This is a genomic window from Olsenella porci (assembly GCF_009695875.1).
In the GTDB taxonomy this organism is placed as follows: Bacteria; Actinomycetota; Coriobacteriia; order Coriobacteriales; family Atopobiaceae; genus Olsenella_H; species Olsenella_H porci.
On record NZ_VUNC01000003.1, the window covers coordinates 122,779 to 146,102 of the forward strand.

The 23,324-nt window shown below is 60.7% G+C and carries 17 protein-coding genes and 1 pseudogene; 14 read left to right on the forward strand and 4 right to left on the reverse strand.

Features of this window, described 5'->3' with window-relative positions; genetic code table 11:
• Positions 1 to 6 precede the first annotated feature (6 nt).
• Positions 7 to 1,356, reverse strand: coding sequence for a sensor domain-containing diguanylate cyclase (locus FYJ68_RS05135; protein ID WP_195837732.1), 1,350 nt, complete (start codon positions 1,354 to 1,356; stop codon positions 7 to 9).
• A gap of 456 nt (positions 1,357 to 1,812) precedes the next feature.
• On the opposite strand from FYJ68_RS05135, the gene FYJ68_RS05140 reads away from it, so the two are divergent.
• The 11 genes from FYJ68_RS05140 (at position 1,813) to FYJ68_RS05190 (ending at position 16,446) form a co-directional block, all read left to right on the forward strand.
• Positions 1,813 to 3,504, forward strand: a complete 1,692-nt coding sequence (locus FYJ68_RS05140) for a hypothetical protein (RefSeq protein ID WP_154434663.1) — start codon at positions 1,813 to 1,815, stop codon at positions 3,502 to 3,504.
• Positions 3,501 to 4,925: a GT4 family glycosyltransferase PelF gene (gene pelF / locus FYJ68_RS05145; protein WP_154434665.1), complete on the forward strand. Its 1,425-nt coding sequence runs from the start codon at positions 3,501 to 3,503 to the stop codon at positions 4,923 to 4,925. Before FYJ68_RS05140 ends, pelF begins: the two co-directional genes overlap by 4 nt.
• Positions 4,926 to 6,368 (forward strand): exopolysaccharide Pel transporter PelG, encoded by a 1,443-nt coding sequence (gene pelG, locus FYJ68_RS05150; protein ID WP_154434667.1) that lies wholly within the window; start codon positions 4,926 to 4,928, stop codon positions 6,366 to 6,368.
• A complete protein-coding gene (locus FYJ68_RS05155; RefSeq protein WP_154434669.1) occupies positions 6,361 to 7,527 on the forward strand; it encodes a nucleotidyltransferase family protein in 1,167 nt (388 codons plus the stop codon). Before pelG ends, FYJ68_RS05155 begins: the two co-directional genes overlap by 8 nt.
• Positions 7,528 to 7,541: 14 nt before the next feature.
• Positions 7,542 to 7,787, forward strand: a complete 246-nt coding sequence (locus FYJ68_RS05160; protein ID WP_229772040.1) for a PqqD family protein — start codon at positions 7,542 to 7,544, stop codon at positions 7,785 to 7,787.
• Positions 7,784 to 9,955: an NAD-dependent epimerase/dehydratase family protein gene (locus FYJ68_RS05165; RefSeq protein WP_154434673.1), complete on the forward strand. Its 2,172-nt coding sequence runs from the start codon at positions 7,784 to 7,786 to the stop codon at positions 9,953 to 9,955. The genes FYJ68_RS05160 and FYJ68_RS05165 overlap by 4 nt, the downstream gene beginning before the upstream one ends.
• Positions 9,952 to 10,884, forward strand: coding sequence for a hypothetical protein (locus FYJ68_RS05170; RefSeq protein WP_154434675.1), 933 nt, complete (start codon positions 9,952 to 9,954; stop codon positions 10,882 to 10,884). Before FYJ68_RS05165 ends, FYJ68_RS05170 begins: the two co-directional genes overlap by 4 nt.
• Positions 10,885 to 10,902: 18 nt before the next feature.
• Positions 10,903 to 13,281 carry a hypothetical protein gene (locus FYJ68_RS05175; protein WP_154434677.1) on the forward strand — a complete coding sequence of 793 codons (2,379 nt, stop codon included), beginning with the start codon at positions 10,903 to 10,905 and terminating at the stop codon, positions 13,279 to 13,281.
• A complete protein-coding gene (locus FYJ68_RS05180) occupies positions 13,278 to 14,567 on the forward strand; it encodes a DUF4874 domain-containing protein (RefSeq protein ID WP_154434679.1) in 1,290 nt (429 codons plus the stop codon). The genes FYJ68_RS05175 and FYJ68_RS05180 overlap by 4 nt, the downstream gene beginning before the upstream one ends.
• Positions 14,568 to 14,659: 92 nt before the next feature.
• Complete coding sequence (locus FYJ68_RS05185; protein WP_154434681.1) at positions 14,660 to 15,895, forward strand: glycosyltransferase; 1,236 nt, start codon at positions 14,660 to 14,662, stop codon at positions 15,893 to 15,895.
• Positions 15,896 to 16,092: 197 nt separating this feature from the next.
• Entirely contained in the window at positions 16,093 to 16,446 is a 354-nt protein-coding gene (locus tag FYJ68_RS05190) for a hypothetical protein (protein WP_229772041.1), read from the forward strand.
• 114 nt (positions 16,447 to 16,560) lie between these two features.
• Here the strand turns inward: FYJ68_RS05190 and FYJ68_RS05195 are convergent, their stop codons facing one another.
• Positions 16,561 to 18,321 (reverse strand): ABC transporter ATP-binding protein, encoded by a 1,761-nt coding sequence (locus tag FYJ68_RS05195; protein WP_154434685.1) that lies wholly within the window; start codon positions 18,319 to 18,321, stop codon positions 16,561 to 16,563.
• Between the two features lie 56 nt (positions 18,322 to 18,377).
• Entirely contained in the window at positions 18,378 to 19,571 is a 1,194-nt protein-coding gene (locus tag FYJ68_RS05200) for a hypothetical protein (RefSeq protein WP_154434687.1), read from the reverse strand.
• Positions 19,572 to 19,668: 97 nt separating this feature from the next.
• On the opposite strand from FYJ68_RS05200, the gene FYJ68_RS05205 reads away from it, so the two are divergent.
• Positions 19,669 to 20,163, forward strand: coding sequence for a S24/S26 family peptidase (locus FYJ68_RS05205; RefSeq protein ID WP_154434689.1), 495 nt, complete (start codon positions 19,669 to 19,671; stop codon positions 20,161 to 20,163).
• A gap of 64 nt (positions 20,164 to 20,227) precedes the next feature.
• Here the strand turns inward: FYJ68_RS05205 and FYJ68_RS05210 are convergent, their stop codons facing one another.
• Positions 20,228 to 21,838, reverse strand: a complete 1,611-nt coding sequence (locus tag FYJ68_RS05210; RefSeq protein ID WP_154434691.1) for a flippase — start codon at positions 21,836 to 21,838, stop codon at positions 20,228 to 20,230.
• 303 nt (positions 21,839 to 22,141) lie between these two features.
• Between FYJ68_RS05210 and FYJ68_RS10550 the strand changes: the two are divergent.
• Together FYJ68_RS10550 and FYJ68_RS05215 are read left to right on the forward strand one after the other, a co-directional pair.
• A pseudogene (locus FYJ68_RS10550) lies at positions 22,142 to 22,258 on the forward strand (Stealth CR1 domain-containing protein); the annotation flags it as partial.
• 81 nt (positions 22,259 to 22,339) lie between these two features.
• Positions 22,340 to 23,221: a stealth conserved region 3 domain-containing protein gene (locus FYJ68_RS05215; RefSeq protein ID WP_229772042.1), complete on the forward strand. Its 882-nt coding sequence runs from the start codon at positions 22,340 to 22,342 to the stop codon at positions 23,219 to 23,221.
• Positions 23,222 to 23,324: the final 103 nt, after the last annotated feature.

Sequence of the window (23,324 nt, forward strand, 5' to 3'; positions counted from 1 at the left end):
GGTCCCCTAGTTCCGTCGGCGGTCGTGATGGGCGTAATAGCGTCTCTTGCACTCGTACATTCGCTGGTCCGCAAGCTGAATGACCGCCTGGATGTTGACTCCGTCGGCATCCCAGGCGCATCCGGTGGCAATGACGTAGTCGCGCTGTTCGGCAAAACGACCTTTAAGCCGCCTCGTCAGCGCCATAAACTCCTCGCGTTCGATGCCGGGGAGAAGCGCGACGAATTCGTCCCCGCCCTCGCGATACACATGGGTCTGGCCGAGGACCTCTGTCATTGTCCTCGCCACGTGGCAGATGACGTCATCTCCTGCGCCGTGCCCCCGTCTGTCGTTAATCTGCTTAAGACCATCCACGTCGGCGTAGATCACTCCGATGCTCTCGCCGCTCGCCTTGCCCCTCTCGCAGAACTCTATGCGGGCGTTCCTGTTCTTTGCCCCCGTCAGCATGTCGTAGCGGCTCAGATGGTCTAGCTTCACCAGAAGCCGCTGGTTGAGGACCTTTGCGCCAATGAAGAACGAGACCATCTCGAGGAGTCTCTGGGTGTTGATGGCGTCGTTTTCCTCATAGTTGTCTACGCAGAGGTAGCCAATGAGCTGGCTGCTCTGGAAGAAGGGGGCTGCGATGAGGCGCTCGATTCCCTGCCGCCTGAGGATCTCGTAACACTTTGGGTTCCTCTCCCACAGAACCCTGATGTCGGGCATGATGACCGTGGTGCCGTTGTTGGTAAAGGACTCCCAGTCTTTGAGGAACTCCTCGTATCCCAGGTCTTGGAGGGTGTCGATTTCCGAAGAGACGCCAGGGGCGCACCATTCGAAGGTGTTGGTGAAGGTGATGCGATCGGTTTCGAGGATGTAGATGCGGTCGGGATGCATGACCTTCGAGAGCTCCTTGAGGACGCGGTTCATGCTGTCCTCGTAGCTCATCTCGCTGCTGAGGATCCTTGACATGCGAAGGATGAGCTGACCCGTCTGGTGGTCTCTCTTCTCGGTTTTTAGGAGCTCCTGCTCTCGGTCAATCTCCCTGAACGTGAAGGCAACGTAGCCAGGCTTCGAGACGGGGGCGACGGTGAATTCCAGCCAATGCTGAATGACGGGCTCGAAGGTGCGGCCGTGGACGGTCTCTCGCCTCACCCCCGCCTGATAGCAGTAGCTGAACCAGTGGTTGTCGGCGTCGGGATAGACCTCCTTGTACGTCTTGCCCAAGATATCAGCGCGCCGCATGCCTGCCATCTGGCAGTACCTGGCATTGACGAAGGCATAACGTGAATTCAATACGCGACTTCCGTCGTCGCTCAAAATGATTTCGAAGACGGCGTAGGGAAGCGGAATCTCGTTGAAGTCATCTACTTGGTACATCGACAGGCCCCCAAAGAAGCCTTGGGTTCTGTTGGCAGTTCGTCTCTCCGTAACAATATAGTCAATAGAACCCAAGCTCCGGGGTGGAAGTGGCTGCGGGTCAATGCAGCCTCGGCCCGTCTCCGGAAGCGCCTGCCGTACCCGTCGCGGCGCAACCGGGTCCGCCGCAACCTTGGGAAGCCACGGGACGGCATGTATCCGAGGTTGCTTGGTGGTGGAGCATCGCCCGCTTTGACGTGTATTCAGGCGTTGGAATTTTGCTTCCGTTCCCGATTCGGTCTCGTTTGTACGAGACGCACGTGTTTGAACGACCCTTGGGAAGTGGTAAGTCTTACGATAGATATGTGAAGAGACGTTGAATGTCGAGCATCCGTTTTTGCCTGACATTGGGCAGAGACGGATTACGGCAGGCGGATGGACGGAGGCACCGTTGGCAGATGACAGGAAGGTGGCGTGATGGCGATGATCACGCGCAGGATGTTCCTGACCATGTCCTCGATGTTTGCCACCGTGTTAGTGCTCTTTTTGGGAACGACCGAAGCCCATGACCTTCAGGTGAGCTCGGGCGAGAGGGTGCCCCCCAAGGGCCCTGGCTCTGCCGGTAGCGATTTTGATGTACGCGAGGTCGACGACATCGCGGAGCTCTCGGAGCGGGACGTGGTGTTCGTGGGTAGGTCCCAGGTCCTGGAGCGCACTGCCGAGGAGTGGTGCCGCCTTGGTCGCAGGCACCTCGTGAGTGCGCTGCGCGCAGAGGACCTGCAGGGAAAGAGCATCGCTGCCATGGTGCTCGTGCAGGGATCGGGGCTGTCCGAGAACGGGGTAGACGCCCTTTGCAGCCTTGCCGACAGGGGAAACACCATCGTGTTCATGGACCTTCCCCCCGCCTCGTTCGTCGAGTCCCAGTGGAGGCTCTCCGGCCTCCTGGGAGTGCGCGAGGTGCGTGACAACAGCGTCAGGATCGAAGGCTATCACCTGTTCTCCGGCTTTCTCCTGGGTGGCGAGACCATCTATGGGACAACGGCTCGGGAGGAGAGGCTGCAGGACCTGAGCCTCTCCATCCCCTGGTATGTCACGCTGGACGGCTGCGAGACCTACATGGTCGGCATGATGGGGGAGAACTTCGATGACGAGGACCAGAACCAGTACCTTCCGGCGGTGATCTGGCGCTGCGGGCTGCGCAAGGGCAACGTGTTCGCCGTCAACGGGGACTTCATGCAGGATGACCTTGCGGGCATGGGCATCCTGTCGGCCATGCAGTATGCGGGCAGCGACTACGTGGTTCAACCCGTCGTCAACGCGCAGGTGTTCTCCGTTCTGGACTTCCCCGGATCGGAGGATGGCAACGAGAGGAGGATGAGCGAGGTCTACGGTCGCTCCCAGACGGGCGTTCAGCAGAAGATCATGTATCCGTCACTCTCCACTCTGATGGCGGACACCGATACCGTCATGACCGACCTCTGGTCTGGGGACGATAGCTCGCAGCTCTATCGGGATTCCCTGCGTGAGTTGGGGGAGACGAGCGGCGAGATGGGCATCTCCTTCAGGCAGGGCACGTCTAGCGTGCATCACGACTTCCTGACGGCATACGCGCCGGACTCCTCGCCGCTGCCCCAGAGCGTTCGAACGAGGGTCCTTCCCCAGGCATCGGGGGAGGACGTCGTCTCATACGTAAGCGATGACGTCACGGGACAGCGGGTCACCTCGGTTCCCTCGGAGTTCACCTATAGCGCCGACCTCGCGCTCAAGGGCAGCGAGACGATGCTTGCCTATGCCGGGGCGATGCTCGACGGTCACAAGCCGCTCTGGCCTAAGACCACGGACGACGAGTGGCAGAACTACTTCCGTCGCGTCTCGGCAAACTACGCAACCTACTGGAAGCCCTTCTCATCGTTCTCGCGCGTCAGCGCGTCGGAGGCAGATGCGAGAATTCGCACCTTCCTGCACATCGACCTGGGGGTGGAGGAGAAGGACGGGTCCGTCTGTCTTGCCAGTGGGGTGTCCGACCCCTCCTACTACCTGTTGCGCACGCACGGCAGCAAGCCGGTGGGCGTCACGGGTGGGTCGGTCACGCAGATAGAGAAGGATGCGTGGCTGTTGAGGATGGAAGGCTCGAGCATGTCCTTCAAATGGCGGGAGGAGGCGCAATGAGAATCTGCATGGTGGCGGAGGGCTGCTACCCCTACGTGGTGGGCGGCGTCTCCAGCTGGATTCACAGCATGATCAAGGCCTTTCCCCAGCACGAGTTCGTCATCCTTGCGATCGTTGCCGACCGCTCCTACCGCCACCGGTTTGTCTACGACCTTCCAGACAACGTAAGCGGCGTCTATGAGGTGTACCTCAACGACCTCGATTGGTACTCAAAAAAGCGGAGGGGGAAGCCCCGCCTCTCAAAGGGGGAGCGAGCCGCGCTGAGGTCGCTCATCTTCAACGAGGACGTTGACTGGGACACCGTCTTTGACATCTTCCAGCATAAGGACCTTTCGATTAACGACCTGCTCATGGGAGAGTTCTTCCTTCGTTGCGTCGTCGACTACTACGACGAGAACTATCCCGAGATCGTCTTCTCCGACTTCCTCTGGACCATGCGCTCGATGTACCTGCCCCTGTTCCTTGCCCTCAAGAGCGAGGTTCCCCAGGCAGACCTCTACCACTGCGTGGCAACCGGCTACGCCGGGGTGCTCGGGGCGATGGCGCAGCGAAAGTACCACTGTGGGCTTCTGGTTTCGGAGCATGGCATCTATACCAGGGAGCGCGAGGAGGAGCTGATCAAGGCATCCTGGGTGCAGGGCGTGTACAAGAACATCTGGATCGAGCAGTTCTACAAGATGTCCCAGCTCGCCTATGACCGCGCCGACGTGGTCACGTCCCTCTACCAGGGTGCCCATCGTCTTCAGATTGAGCTTGGCTGCCCGGAGGAGAAAGCCATCGTCACTCCCAACGGGGTGGACATGTCGCACTTTGAGGACATCCCCCAGAAGACTGAGGAGGACCGCCAATTCGTCAACGTTGGAGCCGTCATCAGGGTTGCCCCGATCAAGGACGTCAAGACGCTCATAGCTGCCTTCTCGTTTGCCCGGAAGCAGGTTCTGAACCTGAGACTATGGATTATGGGACCCTACGAGGAGGAGAGGAAATACGCGGACGAGTGCTTCGAGATGGTTCGCTCGATGGGTCTCGAGGACGAGGTTGTGTTCACGGGCCGCGTTGACGTGACACGGTACCTGGGACGTATGGACTTCACCATTTTGACCAGCATCTCGGAGGGCCAGCCCCTGACGGTGCTCGAGAGCTTCTCCGCCAAGAGGCCGGTGATCGCCACCGACGTGGGCTGCTGCCGAGAGCTCCTGTACGGCAACGACGACGGAATAGGGCCTGCCGGGATACTGTGCCATGTGATGGGCGTGGACGAGATCGCGGACGCGATGGTCACCCTCGCCGAGCATCCCCAGATGCGCCATGACATGGCCGCCAACGGCTACGAGAGAGCCAAGCGCTTCTATCGGCTCGACCAGATGAAGGAGACCTATCGGGGCCTCTACGACGCCTTTGAGCAGGGGGAGGCAAGATAGATGGCCGGCATAGGAATCTCGCTCAACCGAATCTTCAAGAAGAACACCCTGGGAACGGACCTCTACGGATTTGCCTACAGCACCATCTCGACCGTGGCCCCCATGTTCGCCGTCATCGGTGCCATCATCATCTCGCAGATGATCCTGCACTTCGAGACCGTGTCGTACGCCTCGCGAGAGCTGTTTGCCGACACGATCCTGTACATGTTCATCTTCTCGCTGCTCTGCGCCTCTCCCTTCAACGCGGTCCTGTCCCGCTACCTCTCCGACACGATCTTTGAGGAGAGGTACGAGGACATCCGCCCTTGCTACTTTCTCGGTCTGCTCCTGAACGTTGTTCTGGGCTGCCTCTTGGGCATCCCGTTCTGCGTTCACGAATACGTGGTGGGTGGGGTCCCCCTCTACTACGTGTTCACGGGATATGCAGGCTTCATGGGGCTTCTCCTCGTGTTCTACTCCATGCTCTACCTGTCCATCACCAAGGGCTACCGGCGCATCTCGCTGTTCTTCGCAATCGGCATGGCGGTGGCGGTCTTGCTGTCGTTCGTGCTCCATCACGTCCTCGGCTTCGATGCCTCCTACGCGCTGCTCCTCTCCATGGCCATCGGGTTTCTGATGATTGCGAGTCTCGAGGTCGGCCTGATCAACTCGTACTTTAGGGAGTCGAGCGGAAACTACCGCGGCGTGCTCGCCTACATGCGCCAGTATCCGTCGTTGGTCATCGCGAACTTCCTGTATACCCTCGGACTGTTCGTGCATAACTTTGTGTTCTGGACGGCTCCCGACCACCTGGTTTTGGTGGGGTCCTTCGTCACCAACATGACCTACGACATGGCGACCTGCCTTGCCATGTTTACGAACATCTCCGCCACCGTGATCTTCATCAGCGAGGTCGAGATGCATTTTCACGAGCGCTACAAGGCTTACTCCGAGGCGGTCATCGGTGGCAGGCGTCACGACATAGAGAACGCAAAGAGGATGATGTTCCTCCAGCTGAGGGCACAGCTCATGGACCTGGTTAGGATCCAGTTCATCATCACCGTAGCCGTCTACTTTGTGGTCAGCCTCGTCATGCCGCACGTGTTCCTCGACGGGGAGCTGCTTCGAGTCTACCCCGCGCTGGCGGGGGGCTACTTCATCCTGTTTGTCATGTATGCCGAGATGCTGTACCTGTACTACTTCAACGACACAAAGGGCGCCGTCCTCATGTCGCTAGTTTTCGCCCTCGTCACGCTCCTCGGCGCGCTCTGGTCCATGCATCTCCCGCAGATCCTTCATGGGTTGGGCCTGGTTCTTGGGGCGGCCGCCGGCTTTACCGTGGGTTACCTGCGCCTGCAGTGGATCGAGAGAAACCTTGACACGCACATCTTCTGCAGGGGGAGCATCTTGAGGAGGGGATACGGCCATAAACCAGACTCCTACTGGAGGGTGCCCCGTGAGTAGGACTGATCCTGCAAGGATGGGGGAGGCAAACGTGCGTCTGCTCGCAGCCCTGCGTCAGAGCCTTCGACCACGGCCAGGCCTATCGCCCACGTCGCTTGGCGATGCGGTGCTGGACGAGGCGGAGTGGCACGAGGTGCTCCCGCTGCTCTATCCGGTCTGCCATGCCGACCGCGTGCAGAGGGCGGCGGAGATGAACGTCCATCTCTTCTACAGGCTCCTCTTCTTGGGCAAGTATGCGATCCGCACGCTCAAGGGCGCCGGCATGCAGGTCCTCGTCCTCAAGGGTGTCTCGGTCGCGAGATGGTACCCCACGCCGGAGCTGCGCCCCTCGTCTGACGTTGACCTGCTCCTTTGTGACTCAAGCCGGCTGGACGAAGCCCTCAGGGTGCTGGAGGACGCTGGCTTTGTCGTGCTGGGCGAGCAGAATGCCCACCATCACGTTGCCCTCTCCCTGGATGGGTTGCAGGTGGAACTGCACACCAGCCTGGTCGAGGCATTTGACGACGCCAGGATAAACGATGCCATCCGCTCGATAACGTCGGGCTTCGCGGGACGCATGGAGAGCTTCTCGTTCCTAGGCATGGACTGGCCCTGCGCGTCTCCTGCCGACCAGGCGTTCTGTCTGGTCCTGCATGCGCTCCAGCACTATCTGCGCTCGGGGTTTGGCCTCAAGATCCTGGCAGACTGGGTCATCTTCTGGGATCGCGGCATTCCCGAGGAGGAGAGGCGCGCGTATCGCGAGATGTGCCGCGAGTGCGGCATCCTCGAGTTCTCCGAATACCTCTCGTCAACCTGCGTTGCCTATCTGGGCATGCGGGGGGAGCAGACCGTGTGCGACGAGGACTGCGCCCTGCTCATGCAGGACATCCTCTGCTCGGGGGCCCACGGGAAGTCGAGCAACGCACGCATGGTCGCGCTGCGAGGGACGGGGCTCGCTGACTACGCCCGTGAGTTTCATCACCAGATGCGCCTGAACTATCCCGAGGCAAGCAGGGTCGTCCCGCTCTGGCCAGCCCTGTGGCTGAGCACGCTCTTTAAGTTTTTCTACAATAACCGCAAGGTGAGACACACCACGCTGGGCAACGTACTCGCTGAGACCAGGGAGCGTAGCGAGGTCTCCGCCAAGATGCACCTGTTTGAGCGGGGGTCAGACCGATGAGAGAAGGTTATGTCGTGCGGAAGGCAGCTGGGCGGTACTGGCTTATCGACGTTGCCCAAAACGGGCATCCCTACCACGCCCCGCTAGTCCTGAACGAATCCGGGGCAAAGATGGCGGACCTCTTTCTCAAGGGCATGGACGAGGGAGAGATGACCGCAAGACTCAGCGAGGATGGGGGCGTGGACCAGACGGTGGTCCGTGGCGATGTCCGCGACTTCGTCCACTCCCTCGGCGAGTACATGAATTCAGGTGTCAAATGAGAGTTCTCGTAGCGGGTGGCACATGCGATCTGATTAATCGGCTGATTGCTGACCTCAAGAAAAACGGCCATCAGGTCTACCTTCTCACAGGCGCCCGGCGCAAGGGCGATTGGTACGAGGAGACATTCGTTCGGTACGACTTTCCCTACGATGAGCCCAACATGCACGAGGTCTTTGCCAGCGTCGACCCGGACGTCGTCATCTACATGGGTGCCTTTGATGCGCACTACACGTGGGAGGACGAGGGCGACGCATCCGCCTACCTGGGAGGGCTGACCAACCTCCTCATGGCCTTCGCGCGGCAGAAGAGGGGGCGCTTCCTCTACCTCTCGTCGGAATGCGTCCTCCTTGACGCGCATACCGAGACCGTGGGGGAGGACGTTCGGCCCGACGCGAGAGACGACAAGGGCATGACGGTTGGCCTTGGTGAGCTCATGACCGCGGGCTTCCACCATTGCAGGAACCTGGATGCCGCGGTCGTGCGCCTGAACGGGCTGTATCACGTCCCCTCCTCCCTCTGCGAGGTTCGTGGTCCCATTGAGCGGATGTGCCTCTCCGCCCTTAACGAGAAGAGGGTCACGTTTCATGAGGACACGACGCTCACGGGGCTCTATCAGGCGGATGCCCTGTACTTTCTCCTGAACCTCGTATCCCGAGAGGGTGCCTTGAGGCAGAGCCTGTACCAGATTGGCTCCATGGCTCGCACGCCGGAGGAGGAGGTTGCCGCGCTGGTGTGCAAGTCCTGCGAGCGCTACGGCATCCAGGACGTTGCCCCCCAAGGGGAGGGCGCCCAGGCGTCAGAGGTTCTGTTGGGCAACGACCGCTTTGAGGGGGAGTTTGGAATCAATCGCCTGGTGCCCCTGGAGGATGGCATCGACACCATCGTCCACACCATGTCCCAGCACCCGGAGCGCTACCAAGGCGAGCCTGCGAGGAGGGAGGGGGAGAACAAGCTCCTCACCCTGCTCAGGGCGGCGCTTCCGTTTGTCGAGAGCGTGGCCGTGTTCCTGCTGGTCACCTGGCTGCGCCAGACGTTCGGTGGCACGGAGTACCTCAAGTACATCGACCTCTACTTCCTCTACGTCCTGTTCTTCGCCCTGCGCTACGGGCAGCAGCAGGCGGTGTTCGCCTCGGTCCTTGCCTCGGCGGCGGTGCTGGTCGGCAACTTCCATCAGGCTGGCTTTGCCAGCCTGATGGGTTATGCCGACTACCTCTGGATCGCCATGGTCTTCGCCTTTGGCCTGGCATCCGGTTACGTGAAGGACCAGTTGACCAAGCGTGACGAGGAGGCAGACGAGGACCACGAGTACATGCAGGTCCAGATTGACGACATCCGAGCGATCAACGGGACCAACGTGCGCGTGAAGGACTCGCTGGAGGACCAGGTCGTGAGCGAGGTTGGCAGTATCGGCGAGATTTACGGAATCACCCGGTCGCTTGACCGCGCCGAGGGCATCGATGTGCTGTTCAGGGCTGCAGGGATCGTGGAACAGGTTCTTCGCGTGAATGATGTTGCCATCTACCTGGTCTCCAACGACAAGTGGGCTCGCCTCATCGCCTCGACCAGCGACACGGCGCGGTCACTGGGCAACTCGTTTGACTACTCCAGGAAGAGGGAGATGTACGCGACGCTCGCCGACCACAACGTCTTCGTCAACCGCGGCTTGGAGGCGGGCCTTCCCCTCATGGCAAGCGCCCTTTACGAGGAGGACCAAATGCGTGCCCTCGTCTGCGTGTGGGGAATTCCTTGGAGCCGTCTCACGCTGGCAGAGTCAAACCAGCTTGCGGTGGTGTCTGCACTTATCCAGAACGCCGTCCTGCGCGCCAACCGCCTCATCGAGCTACAACGAAGCCAGTATTACATTCCCGGCACCTCGGTCCTTAAGAAAGAAGCCTTCCAGCGGACCCTTGCGGCATATAAGAACGCGGCAGAGCACAATCTCGTGACGATGGACGTAATCCAGATTGACAGGCCAAGGCGACATGCCAAGGCAACCAAGACTGCGTCGGCGGCGACGGGGCTTCTGAGGTCGACCGACTACGTGGGTGTCGTGGACGGCAAGGTGTACGCGATTCTGACCAACACGACGAACAAGAACAACCAGATGGTGCTCGAACGCTTCCGGAGCGAGGGGTTCATTGCGACGGAGGCGAGTGACGAGTCATGAACCACGAGGTAGCAGTCTTTCTGCTGATACTGCTCGCGAACGCGATCGTCGTCGTGGCGTATCTGCTGGTTAACCTCCTGCGCAAGAAGAAGGCGTCCAGGAGTGGCCTGTTCCGCGCGATTGTCATGCTTGTCTGCCCGGTTTTCGGGCCACTGTTCTTCCTGTTTGGGTGGATATGCTTTCATGCCTTCTTCCATCGAAAGGTCGATCTTGAGGACGTCGTCTTCTCCAAGGAACGCGTGATGAGCTATAACGGCGCGGATGTGGAGAGGGAGAGGAACATGGTCCCCCTCAACGATGCGATGTCAGTCTCGGATAAGAAGTCGACCCGACAGCTCATGATGAGTATCGTTCGGCAAAACGAGGAGAATGCGCTCTCGGTCATCGCGAGGGGGCTCTCGAGCGATGACAGCGAGGTGGCGCACTACTCCGCGTCCGTGCTTCAGGAAACGCTCGACAAGTTTCGAGACAACACCAACCAGAAGGCCCTCAAGGTCAGAGAGGACCGCAAGCGGGAGAACAGGACACCCGAGGAGCGTCTTGCCTTCATCCAGGAGGTGCGAGACCTGTTTGACGAGCTCAATCACATGACCTCGCAGCACGTGGTGAGCCCAAGGGAGGAGCAGGCGTTCGTGGAACTCCAAGATGGTGTCGCGGGACTCCTCGAAGAGATGGACGCGATTCGTTCCGACGAGGTGTATCAGATCGGATCAAGGCTATTGGAGGTCAGCGACTACCCGGGCTGCTGGAAGTGGTGCCAGATGGCAGCCAAGCAGTTTCCCGATGTGCTGCCCACCTACAAGCTGCAGCTGCGCTATTACTATGAGACGGGCAAGCGCGAGGAGTTCCTCTCCATGCTCGGGGCCCTGAAGCAGTCGGACATTGCGGTCGATCACGAGACGCTGCAGATGATTCGCTTCTTTGCGTGACGGGAAGGAGTCAAGCGTTTGGATATCGGCTGGCTCTCGCTCTTGCAGGCGACTGGCGTTTTGGTGCTGTACTCGGCCTGTGTAGTGCTCCTGCCGTACCTTGCGGCAGGCCGCGTGCTCAGAAGGTTCTCGCTCTCCCAGCAGTTTCTCATGGCCTTCACCGCGGGAAACTGCGCCATCATCAACATTGGGTACGTGCTGGAGCTCCTGCACATCTCAAACCGCATCACCTTGATTGCGCTCACCGCGGCGGTTGTCCTGTCAATTCGCACGTATGTGTATGAGATTGACTGGAAGCGATGGCTCGGGACGGCCTTTGACGGGCTGATTCGGCTGGCGCACGGCACGCTGCAGCTGCGCATGGTACTCCACGACATGCGTGACGCCCTGGGGCGGGCGCTCGGGTCTTTGGGGAGATGGGCCTGGGGCCAGGTGAGGCACAACCTCATCGACTGGGCGTTCATTCTCGCCTACGTCGCCTCCTGCTATTACGTGTTCGGTCACATGGTCATGCACTGCCTTGGCTACATGGCCTCGGACGTGCCCGTTCACCTAGCCTGGATAAACCAGCTGTTCGAGAACAACCTGTTCTCGGGGGGCATCTACCCCATGGGGTACCACGTCGTCATCTATTACCTGTCTGCCGTGTTCGGCATCCCCGCGTACCTCATCCTGCGCCTTTTCTACTTCGTGCAGGACTTCTACATCTTTCTCATGCCGTTCGTCGTAGCTCGTTGCCTCTGCAAGAGCAGGTTCGCCTATGCGGGCCCCATCATCTGCATGGTGCTGACCGGGGCGTTTGAGCTTGCCTTCGACCAACGCTATTTTGCATCCCTTCCCGAGGAGTTCGGCATGCTCTTCGTCTATCCCTGCCTCTACTATGCGGTCAGGTTCTTCTACTGGCGGCATGAGGAGGTTCAGGGAGGGAGGCTCGCGCCCACGCTCAGGCAGGCGCACGGCCCGAGGGGATGGGTCCTGGGATGGCGGGAGTCGCAGTGGTGTCTCGCCTTTTTTGCCCTTGCCTTCGGCACGCTGCTGGCGGTGCACTTCTACGATGCCATAGCCGCCGGACTGATGTGCCTTGCAGTCGTCGTCGGCTTCATGGGTCGGTTCGTGCGAAAGGGCTATTTCCTCTCGGTCGTGAGGACGGTGGCGCTCTCGCTTTCCTTGGCCCTTTACCCCATGCTCATCTGCTTCGCACTCGGCACCCCGCTGCAGAACTCGCTGCGCTGGGGCCTTGATGTCATCAACAACGACGCCAGCACCCAGACCCAGGAATCCATGAAGGTTCAGGAGGACTCCACCAGCGTGGCGAGCGCCTCCTCGCGAGGGGGGACAGACGGCGCACGGGCCGATTCTGGTTCGGTTGCCTCCGTCGCGGCCGGCAGAGCGCCCGAGGCGGAGGAGCCATCTCCCACCACCCTCCAGGGCCTTGAAGGCAAGGTGCGAAAGCTCTACGCCGCCTTGAGAAGCGGGATAACCGTCACGTTTGCCGAGGATCCCGGCCAGCTGGCAGACGCCCTTCTCGCTTCTCTTGGCGTCCTCATCCTCTTGGGGATCGCGCACCAATGCATTCATGACTACCAGTACGGAGCGACCTTGGTTGCCTCGTCGCTTGGCGTCATCTTCCTTCTCCTGCTGCGGCAGGCAAACTCCCTCGGCCTCCCCCGCCTCATGGATGAGGTGAGAACCACGTACTTCCTGGTCTATTCGTTTCTCCTTGCCATCCCGCTCTGCGTGGACGCTGTCGTGGGTATTCTCGCCTTCGACCGCAGGGGAACGCTGCGCTCCGGGCTCTGCCTGGCATTCTCGTGCCTGATGATCGCCGCGCAGATTCAGACGGGCTACACCAAGGTCGACAAGAGCGACGAGCTTCAACGGCTGACCCAGATCATGCCCAACGGCAACATCATCGTTGCCTCAGATATCCTCAAGAGCGAGAAGCCATTTCACTGGACCATCGTCTCGGCCAACATCGAGACGGAGATGTACAGGTACCGTGGGTGGCACTACGAGATTGGGGACCTCCTGAAGAAGATTGACGCGGGGGAGTCCTCCTACTTCGCCATCCCCACAGACGACGTGTACTTCTTCGTCGAGAAGAGGGCCAACTACTACTATAGCCAGCTTGACGGGCAATACGCGAAGGTCTCCAAGGAGGCGGCGGGGGAGCCGCTGCCAGACATCTCCGGCCAGAGTGCCTACCGATTTCGCAATCGCGTCATTGTCATGTCAAAGCTCTACTACTGGGCACGCCGGATGCAGCAGCTCTATCCCTATGACATGACGGTCTGCTACGAGACGGACGACTTTATCTGCTTCCGGCTCCACCAGAACACGTACCGTCTGGACGACCTGGGTATCGATTACCTTGACTACCTGGGCGAGCTCTCATGAGGGGGAGACCCTGGGTCGCCCTGGCATTCGTCGCGGCGATTGGAGCGCTCATGCTGACGTGGTTCTGGAAGACGTGGTGGAAGGTCGAGGCGTTGCCGCTCTGCGAGGGCACCCAATGCGTGAGCTACCCCGGTCAGGGGACGTACAAGATTCACGCAGTGCGCATCGACGAGGCGAACCACGATACGTACGACGGGGAGCAGCTGGTGATGCTCGAGGTCAACCTCAGCGCCTACCGTGACGTTGCGCTGCCCCACACCGCGCTCGTGAACCTCCACAGCCTCCTCGACGCCGCCTCCTCCGGGGGGCGCAGGCTCATCCTGCGGTTCTGCTACGACTGGGATGGGCAGGCAGCGCTGCACGAGCCGTCCGACATCTCGACGGTGCAGACGCACATGCGCCAGGTCGCCGACGTGGTCAACTCCTATGCGGACAAGGTCGTGGTAGTGCAGGGCCTGTTCTGCGGGGACTGGGGAGAGATGCACGGCGGACACTTCTCCGGCGAGGCGTCGATGCTCCGACTGGCAGACACGCTGGGTGGCTGCCTCGACCCAAGCATCCCGCTTGCCGTTCGTACCGCGGGGCAGTATCAGTCGATCGTGCGCAACGACCCATCGCTGAAGGGGCGTCTCTCCCTCTTCAACGATGGGCTTCTGGGAAGCGCTACCGACCTTGGAACGTTCGACGCCGATCAGGAAGACGGGGGCCTGAGCCTGGAGAGAGTGGTCTCGGGGCAGCTACCCTATGGTGGCGAGGTGGTCTCGACGGAAGAGACCGACTCGGGCGTTGTGAACCAGATGGAACACCTGAGGCAGCTCCACGTCTCGTACCTCAACGAGGACTATGACCGGAACGTATGGGATGCCTGGGCTGCGGCGCAGTATGACGGAACCACGGTGGCACAGTATGTGAAGGCTCACCTTGGCGCGCGGTTCATGGTCAGTGCCGCGAACGTTAGGCAATCGTTTCTCTCGGACTGGACGACCGTGAGTGTGACCATCAAGAACACGGGGTTTTCCCGGGCATCCTCGAGCATCTCTGCCTGGCTGCGCCTCTCCGGGGGAGACGGGAGCCGGGACATCGCGCTCGCCGCGAACCTGCGGGAGGTGCCTTCCGGGGGCTCCCAAACCTATTCCGCCACGCTCCCCCTCGACGAGGGGGCAGACGGGTATTCGGTCGCGGTCGTGCTCAAGGATGAGGCGGGAAACGAACTTCCATTGGCAAACCAAGGGTGCGAGGACGGTGCCCTGACGGTTTTCGGGCTCAGTCACCTACGAGTCGGCTAATCGCTCAAACCACAAACAATCGCTTGGAGGACCATGGACTAAACTGAAAGTGTCCCGTAGGAAGACAGAGGGGTTAGTGGGAAGAGCACCCCGTGAAGAAGAAGCGACTGCTGTTCGTGATCAACACGCTGGGGATGGGTGGGGCGGAAGTCGCCTTGCTCCGTCTGCTGCGATGCATTGACCCGGCCGCCTACGACATCGACCTCTATGTGATGCTGGGGCAGGGTGAGCTGATCGACCGCCTCCCGCCCTACGTCCGGTTGGTCAACCATACGTTCCACCCCATCGACGTCCTCTCCTCCAAGGGTCGCAGGTGCCTGCTCAAGACCGTGCTCAGGTCCTGCCTCGTGCGCTGCTCGCTCCTCAAGAATGCGGGCTATCTGGCAAAGAACCTCATTCGCATGAGGAAGTCGGGAAGGGTTCATGCGGACAAGCTGCTGTGGAAGGTCGTTGCGGACTCCGCGCCTATGCCCGAGAAGCACTACGACCTCGCTGTCGCATTCTTGGAGGGTGGTTCTACCTACTTCGTTGCCACTCACGTGAGAGCGAGGCGCAAAGTCGCCTTCCTGCACATCTCCTATTCCGAGGCGGGAAACTCCGCAGATCTCGATCAGGGCTGTTATGACTACTTTGACCAGGTCTTTTGCGTGTCCAACGAGGTGAGGGCCTCGTTCCTCTCCGCCTATCCCAACTATGCCGGCAAGACGAGGGTCTTCCACAACATCCTGAGTCCGAGCGAGATTAGGGAGAGGTCGCAGGAGGGCGAGGGCTTCTCCGATGCGTTCCCGGGGAGGCGCATCCTGACGGTCTGTCGCCTGGTCCCCCAAAAAAAGCTCGAGGTGTCCGTCGAGGCCATGCGTCTGCTCAAGCAGCGGGAGGACCTCCCGGAAGTGCGCTGGTACGTGATGGGGGAGGGAAGGAGCCGTGCGAGGCTGGAGAAGGCGATCTACAGGGATGGCCTAGAGGGCTGCTTCGTTCTGATGGGAACGCGGGACAACCCGTATCCGTACTTCAAAGAGGCGGACATCTACGTTCACTGCACGGCATACGAGGGGAAGAGCGTTGCCGTCGAAGAGGCCCAAATCCTGTCTAAACCCGTGATCGTCTCGGATGCCCCGGGAAACCGTGACCAGGTTAAGGACGGCTACGACGGCATGCTCGTTCCACTCGAAGCCGAGCGGATTGCTGAGGCGGTGTCATGGATGCTGTTGAACCCATCGGCTGCCAAACAAATGGGCCTGCGCGCCTCTCAACGCGACTTCAGCGGTGGCGACCTGGCCTTGCTCCTGGAGGGGGGACCTGCGCCGGCAGAGGCGCTATGCTCGTGAGATATGCAAGCGGGCGATTCAGCATGCAAGCTTAGGAAGTACGGTTTCGGTGGTATAACAGGGTTAATGTGGTGTCAGTTGGCTTTCAACAGTCAAGGAACGCGGCAGAATCTGCTTGCGGTGGGAAGCCAACTGGTGGCTTTACAGGAAGAGCGGAGCAAGCCGCAGGGGGAGAACAGAAAATGTACGAGAAGCCATTGATACTTAGGACCGAGGACCTCGCCGAGGGCATCTATGCCGCAAGTGGGTGCTATACGGCAACTGCCTACATTCACCAGACGCCCCAGACGGGTCGCGGAGACTACCGCATTCAGGTGAACGGTGTCCACAAGGCCGATCACACCAAGGAAAAGCAGCGACTGACCATCTCGTTCAACATGCCCGTCAACTATAGCTCTTCGAACGGGACGCTGGTGAGCGGAGATGGAACGAGCACGCTTGTGATTGAGTATAGCTACCACCAAAACCCCTCCGACAACATTGGGCTCGGAGACCTTGTGGTCCGAGCTGATTCGGGGCTGGCTGTTACCGGCGTCAAGATTACCGATTAGGCGTCCTTTTTGCGACGATGTGGGGAGGCACGGGACTCTGTCCCCTGTGCCTCCTCTTTTTTGGTCGGCCGACCCTGCACCATGAGGCGGCCCAAGCGGGCTCTGTGCGTGGCGCTAGAACTCTCGAATGAGCTCATCGACCTCCTCTGGGTTTAGTGGCGTGCATCTTTGCCCACGGATGCTGTAGACCCTCGTGCACATGGTGAGGACGGTCGGGCGGTGGGTCGTGACGACGCAGGCTCGGGGATACTCGTCGGTCATGATGTTGCGCAGCACCTTGCGCTCGGTTGCAACATCTAGGGCGGAGCTCGCCTCGTCAAGCAGTAGGATGGGCGTCTTGCGAAGCAGGGCACGGGCGATGGATAGGCGCTGCGACTGACCTTCCGAGAAGCCGCCGCCCCTCTCGCCGACCTCGGTGTTGATGCCGTCAGGCAGCTTCCGGACAAAGTCCCAGGCACAGGCGAGCTTGAGCGCCCGCTCGATCTGCTCGTCGGTGGCCTCGGGACAGACGTTGCGCATGTTCTGGGCGATGGTGCCCGAGAACATTGTGTTGCCCTGCGGAACGTAGGAGAACAGCCTTCGGGCGCCAGGGGTCATTGGCATGCGGTCGGTCCCGGAGGTCAGGAAGACGGCGCCCCGCTTGGGTCGGAGTAGGGCAAGCAGGAGGCGCAACATGGTCGTCTTGCCCTCTCCGGATGGTCCCACAAGGCCAATGACCTCGTGTGGACGAGCTTGGAACGAGGCGCCGCGAAACACCTCGGTCCCGTTGTGGTAGGCGTACCACACGTCCTCGGCGCTGATGCCGATACCGTCCGTGCGGTGTCTCTCCAAGAAGGCATCCGCCTCCGTGCGACCGCTGTAGTCCTCCTGTGGCATCTCGACGATGTCCATCAGCCGCTTTGCGGAGGTGGTCAGGCTGATGAGCTGGGGAACCAGGCCCGACAGGCTGTTGATGGAGCCGGTGAGGTTTCCGGTGAGGGAGAGGAACATCGTCATGGTGCCGTATGTGATTGCCCCGGTCCAGACACGATAGATGCCCCAACCGTAGCAGCCGTACGTTACCGCCAGGCCAATAAGGCCCAACAGGAACGAGGTCATCATGTTGAGCTTGCTGTACGAGAGCTCCATTTCTATGTAGTTGCGTTGCAACTCCTTAAGGCGGTCAACGTAGAGTCGCACCAGGTCGAACGCCTTGATGGTCTGCATGTTGGAGAAGCTTTCCTGGTTGAAGCCGGTCATCTTAGCGTTCATGTCAGCATTCTTGATGTTCTGGCGCTTCATGCGCGAGAGCAGCGTCTTGGACATGAGCATGGAGAACGGGATGCCAATCATCGCAAACACGGCGAAGGTCCAATCGCTCCTGACCACGATGAGGAGGGTGCCCGCGAATTTGAACACGTTGATGATTGCGGTGGGGATGAAACTGAGGACGCCAGACGAGATGTTGGAGGCGTCGTTGGTCCAACGGGTGAGAAGGTCGCCCGTGTGGTAGCGAGAGACGGACTCCCAGTCGGTCACGAGGATCTTCGAGAAGATGTCGGCCTTGATCTCGGCATCGACCTGGTAGCTGATCTTGTTTGAGAAGTAGCTCGTGAACTGGTTCACCACGATGCTGCTCACAGACATGCCGATCATCCAGAAGAAGGTCCGAGCGAGCGCTCCCGTCTTCATCCCCGTGACGATGTCCACCATGTCGCGCGAGATGAGGCTCGAGACGAGCCCTAACAGCACCCCGCCCATGCCGAGGACGGTGTAAAAGACCATCTGCTTCCAGTAGCTTCGCGCGTAGGCATAGACCCAACGGACCTGAAGGCGCATCTCCTTCAGGCGACCCTCGCGAATGCGCTGGATGTAGAACTGTAGCTTCTCCCTCATGGCCCCTAGCGTTTTCCAGCCCTCTCCCTCGGGAAGCCGTGAATGGGCGGTGCCCGTTACCTGGCTCCCTCGCCGTCATCCAGCCAGGAGTCCACGGCATCCCTCATCAGGCGTGCTGCCGTAGGTCGTGTGGTCGCAGAGAGGCTCCAGACGGGGACTCGCTGCGCAAGCTCTTGCGAGAACCCCACGCAATCCCTGAGCATCTGTTCGGTCCATAGGGGCGAGATGAGCCTCTGCATGGTCCGCAGCTGCTTCTGGTCCTCCCGAATAGGGATCAATCGGTCGGTCTTCCCACGGGTCAAGAGTATAACCCCGCCCAGGGGCACCTCCTGCGTGGTGGCAATGCCCGAGGTGCCGCACCACGGGATTCCGCAGACGCTCATGGTGTCTGCCCTGATGAGGTTGAGGTCGCCGTTAAGAACCGTCGCATAGCCCAGGGTCTCCCAGAGTCTCGCATGCGTCGACTTGCCCGTTCCGGACGGGGCGGAGACGAGCCACGCCTTCCCCCGGTATAGAAGGGAGCAGGAGTGCAGGGCATACATGCGCTCCTGCTCCGCACGAACGAGGAAGGGGAGGCGCAAGGCGTGGAACACCTCGAAGCGCAGGCGCTCCATCCCGTCCTCGTCATCATGGCAGACAGGGCTGACGTGAAGTGCCACCCGGCTCCCGTCCTTCGTGACGCGCACCAGCCGCACGTGGCGAAAGCCGGGGTATGCGAGCCGCCAGAGGTCGCCCTCGTCCAGAACGGCAAGCTGGTCGTTCTCCAACAGAACTCGTGCCCCAGGACACGGCCGGGGGAGCGCGAGGGTCACGGTGACGGTCTGGTCTGCAGTGCCCTTCCCCAAGGGGTCAGGGGTGGCAAACGGGATATAGCCTGCTGGGAAAAAGTTTGGCGAGCCCTGGAAGTCGATGGCAAGGTGCGCGATCTTGACTCTCTTGTAGTGGGGTTCCGCCGGGAAGCGGAGGGGTGCGGGACCATCCAGGAGGTGGCATCGCTCAAAGGAGCGCATGCAGGCCTCGAAGTCCGCCCGTGCCTCATCCAGCTGCTCCGGAGGAATCCGATCGTGCTGCACCCACGCGCGAAAGAGGTCCTCCGGCTTCTCGAAGTCGTCTGCGTGCGACCAGAGGAAGAGCGCGGTGTCGTTGACCTCGTAGGCACCCTGCTGGTCGACGATGCCCTGTCCAAACGGCAGCAGGTAGTCCCTTCCCGCCAACCTTGCGATGGAATAGCGGGGAGATTTCTTCTCCATTGTCACCTCCCGGCGCGTTGCCTTGTTAGGCAGATATCATAGTTCCACGGTGATGCGCCTCGGCCGTGTTCGAACACGGGGCTTTCGAAAAGAGGAGATGGCGGCTCTGAAGCTCAATCCCGCAGGAGGGCGGAATCCGGAGGAGCTGCTTCGCGCGGGCCTCTCCATACAGGTCAGCCCCACCGGTTGGAGCATGTACCCCATGTTCGTGCCGGGCAGGGACTGGGCGGTGCTCGAGCCGATCGAGCCGGGATACCGCGTGGGGCGGGGGGACGTGATCCTCTTTCGCAGGAGGGGTGGCATCCTCGTGATGCACAGGGTGCTCTCCGCGAGGCCAGACGGTACCTTCTGGTTTGTGGGAGACAACCTCCCGGACATCGAGAGGGGCGTCGGGGCAGACCAGCTCATCGGCATCCTGACGGGCTTCACGCGCAAGGGTAGGGAGCACCGGGTAGACGAATGGACGTACCGGATCGCGAGCGCAGCCTGGCTGCTGCTTCGCCCCCTGCGTCCGTTGGGTCATCAGATCATGAGCTTGGCAAGGCGGCTCCTGCGGCGCGAAGGGCTGGCGTCTCGGCAGGCACGCCAGTAGTGCGTGTCGTGGGTGTCTCTGCGAGGTTTGCAAAGGCTCCTTGGCGAGGGGGTTCCTTCCCTCCCTACAGCCCGCCCAAGTCCTGGTCTTCCTGGCGTCCCTCGGGGAGGCCGCGCTTGCCGCGGCCGAGGGCCTTCAGGAACAGGGAATCCCTTGAGACGAGCAGCTGAAGGGCGTACATGCCAAAGAACACGACCCCCGTGACGACCAGGCGCAGGAATATCTGAGACGTCGAGAGGCCGCTGCCGGTGAGGATGGAAACCGTGCATTGCACGATGCCGTGGGGTGTGAGGGGAATGCCCGTAATGACGCCCGTGCAGAGCGTTCCTGCAAGAAACGCGCAGACCCCGCTTGTCGTCGACAGTCCCAGATAGGTGAGGAGGCTCCCCAGGATCCCGGAGCGCACGCCGGGCTTGTTCAGGAGGTCGCGCGCCAGATAGAGCTGGGTGACAAGCACAAGGCTCTCTGCGATGAGCGTGGCAAGTGCCGAGCCCGTCGCACCTTGGGTGGGGATGAGGGCGAGGTTCAGGACAAAGTCTGCCACCGCGCCGACGGCCACCGAGACGAGCACCTGGAGCTCCCGGTCGAGTGCCGTGAGAACCTGGATTCCGATGATGCCGGTAAGGCCGATGGGAATGACCGCGAAGATGATCACCCTCATGCCAGGCACGGCGGGAAGGAACTGGCTACCTGCCAGAAACAGGACGGAATCCGTTGCCTCTGCAAAGAAATAGACGGAGAGGGGAAGGGACATCAAGAGGGAGGCTGACAGCGCGAGCGTCATGAGCCGTTCAAACAGGTCCCTCCTTCCCTGACGGACGTAGTAGGACATCCGGGGGAGAAGGACGTTTCCCAGGGACGTGACGATGCTCGTGAGCATGAGCTTGACGTTCACCGCCGTCGTGTAGTAGCCGACTTCGGCATCGTTCTTCATGACGCCGAGCATCACCGTGTCGAGGTTGGCGAAGATGGAGCTCATGGCGCTCTGTGCGAAGAGGATGAAGATGGGCCGCAGGTGCCTCCTGAAGTTGTAACTCCCCCTGGGAAGGCGCTTGAGCGATACGAGATGGTGCAGGCGAATGACATTGAGCGTGTTGGAGCCAACCCCGCCGAAGACGATGGTGGCGGCATAGATGCGGTAATCGGATGCCGTGTGCACGAGCAGGAACATGGCAGCGACTGCCATGACCTTGAAGATGAGGGACCTGATCGTGATGTAGTCGTACTGCTCGAGCGCCTGGAATACCCAGCTCGAACCGATTGTGTTGAAGATGACGTTGATGCCCTCGATGGCATAGAGGACCTTGTCCTGGGCGAGGCGCGGAACCATGAGGACCATGCCGGCGTAGGCGGCCATGGAGAGGACTAGCGAGACGCTGTTGATGATCAGGATCTCTTGGACGGTTTGCGACAGGAGGCCGGGGTTGTCGCGAACCTTGGCGCACGCACGTATTCCGTACGTGGGGATGCCAAGGCAGGCAGCCAGATAGAAGTAGTTCGAGACCGAGATGGCAAAGTTGACCTTCCCATAGCCATCGGCGCCCAGGACCCTTGACACATAGGGGAACGTGATAAGGGGGAGAATGGTGTTCAAGACCGTGAGCAGCAGGTTCATGACAAAGTTATAGCGAACCGAGTGAACCTTGAACGTACCCCTCTGTCCTTCGTCTCTCATAGTCCTGAATCATGCCTCGGAATGCTCAGCGCTGCCCGTCCCGCATTGGCCCGGAAGTGCGGCGCCAGGAGGTGGGAGGCCGCAGGATGACCGGTTTGCCATGCCCTACGAGTTTAGAGGGTACTGCCCCGCTCCCTGCCGCGTTGAGGCTTGCGTGGTCTGTAGGGCAAAGGATGAGTGTCAGTGGTCCCTCTCTCCCAAGATACAATTGGTCGGGCGGGTGTTGGCCGTGCCGGCTGCGGCGCGTACGCCTGTTAGGGTTTTGCATCGCGGGCAAATCATCGGATGGGGGCGATTGGTGCAATGTGTTCTGCCTCTTCCGCGTCGGTCGGCTCTCGCGCCTTCCCAGGCGACGAGGGTGTCATCGACTTCGTTGTCACCTGGGTTGACGGTTCCGACCCCGAGTGGCAACGGGCACATCGGCTTGCACGGTCTGTTTCGCAGCGCGTTCCCCATGTGCAAGTGGCCGAAATCGACGATGGAAGCCAGCGCTATCGCGACATGGGTACGTTGAGGTACTGGTTTAGGGGCGTCGAGAGGTTTGCGCCGTGGGTGCGTACCGTTCACCTGGTCACTAACGGTCAGGTTCCGGATTGGCTTGACCTTGGGAATGAGCGCCTCCATCTGGTGACGCACGACCAGTTCATGCCGCCTTCGTGTCTCCCAACGTTCAATTCCAACGCCATCGAACTCTGCTACCACCTCATCCCCGGGTTGGCGGAGCACTTCGTCTCGTTCAACGATGACGTGTTTTTGGTTGGTCCCCTGGAGCCGTCAGACCTCTTCCGGGGTGGGCTGCCACGCGATATGCTGGCTTGCCAACCAGTCATCGCGAACCCGGCTAACCCCGTGATGTCTCACATCTACCTCAACAACTCGCTGCTGCTCTCGCGCCACTTTGCAAAGCGCAAGGTCATGCGAGAGCGGCCCGGCACGTTCTTCCACCTTGGGTATCCGCCCCGATACTTTGCCTACAACCTCGTGGAGCTTGCCTTTCCTCAGATGACGGGGTTCTTTACACCACATGGGCCAGCCGTGATGCTGCGCTCGACGTTCGACGAGGTTTGGAGGGAGGAGCCCGATGTCCTGGGTGCTACCGTCGCGTCGCGCTTTCGCGGGGACGACGACGTGAGCATCTATGTCCTGCAGGAGTGGCAGAAGCTCTCGGGAGGCTTTTGCCCCGCCAACGTCACGCGTCGCCTGGGCTATTACGCCTTCGAGTGCGACCGCGACCTCGACCGCCTGGAGCGCGACCTTGCGGGCGGTTCCCGCACCTTCGCGTGTGTCAACGATGGGGAGTGCAGCGACTTCGAGTCGCGTGCCGCTCGCGTGAGGTCGTTGCTCGAGCGCCTGCTTCCGGAGCCGTGCTCGTTCGAGAGGTAGGAGAGAAGGCCGGACTGACCCGTATCGCTCAAAGTAGCAACTTCGGACACTTAGGCGGCCCTAAGTGTCCGAAGCTTCGGCCGGGGTAGCGACCTCGGACGGA

Coding starts and splice junctions, on each gene's coding strand:
- FYJ68_RS05135 (WP_195837732.1), bottom strand. CDS start 1,356: ATGTACCAAGTAGATGACTTCAACGAGATTCCGCTTCCCTACGCCGTC.
- FYJ68_RS05140 (WP_154434663.1), top strand. CDS start 1,813: ATGGCGATGATCACGCGCAGGATGTTCCTGACCATGTCCTCGATGTTT.
- pelF (WP_154434665.1), top strand. CDS start 3,501: ATGAGAATCTGCATGGTGGCGGAGGGCTGCTACCCCTACGTGGTGGGC.
- pelG (WP_154434667.1), top strand. CDS start 4,926: ATGGCCGGCATAGGAATCTCGCTCAACCGAATCTTCAAGAAGAACACC.
- FYJ68_RS05165 (WP_154434673.1), top strand. CDS start 7,784: ATGAGAGTTCTCGTAGCGGGTGGCACATGCGATCTGATTAATCGGCTG.
- FYJ68_RS05170 (WP_154434675.1), top strand. CDS start 9,952: ATGAACCACGAGGTAGCAGTCTTTCTGCTGATACTGCTCGCGAACGCG.
- FYJ68_RS05180 (WP_154434679.1), top strand. CDS start 13,278: ATGAGGGGGAGACCCTGGGTCGCCCTGGCATTCGTCGCGGCGATTGGA.
- FYJ68_RS05195 (WP_154434685.1), bottom strand. CDS start 18,321: ATGAGGGAGAAGCTACAGTTCTACATCCAGCGCATTCGCGAGGGTCGC.
- FYJ68_RS05200 (WP_154434687.1), bottom strand. CDS start 19,571: ATGGAGAAGAAATCTCCCCGCTATTCCATCGCAAGGTTGGCGGGAAGG.
- FYJ68_RS05205 (WP_154434689.1), top strand. CDS start 19,669: ATGGCGGCTCTGAAGCTCAATCCCGCAGGAGGGCGGAATCCGGAGGAG.
- FYJ68_RS05210 (WP_154434691.1), bottom strand. CDS start 21,838: ATGAGAGACGAAGGACAGAGGGGTACGTTCAAGGTTCACTCGGTTCGC.
- FYJ68_RS05215 (WP_229772042.1), top strand. CDS start 22,340: ATGGGTACGTTGAGGTACTGGTTTAGGGGCGTCGAGAGGTTTGCGCCG.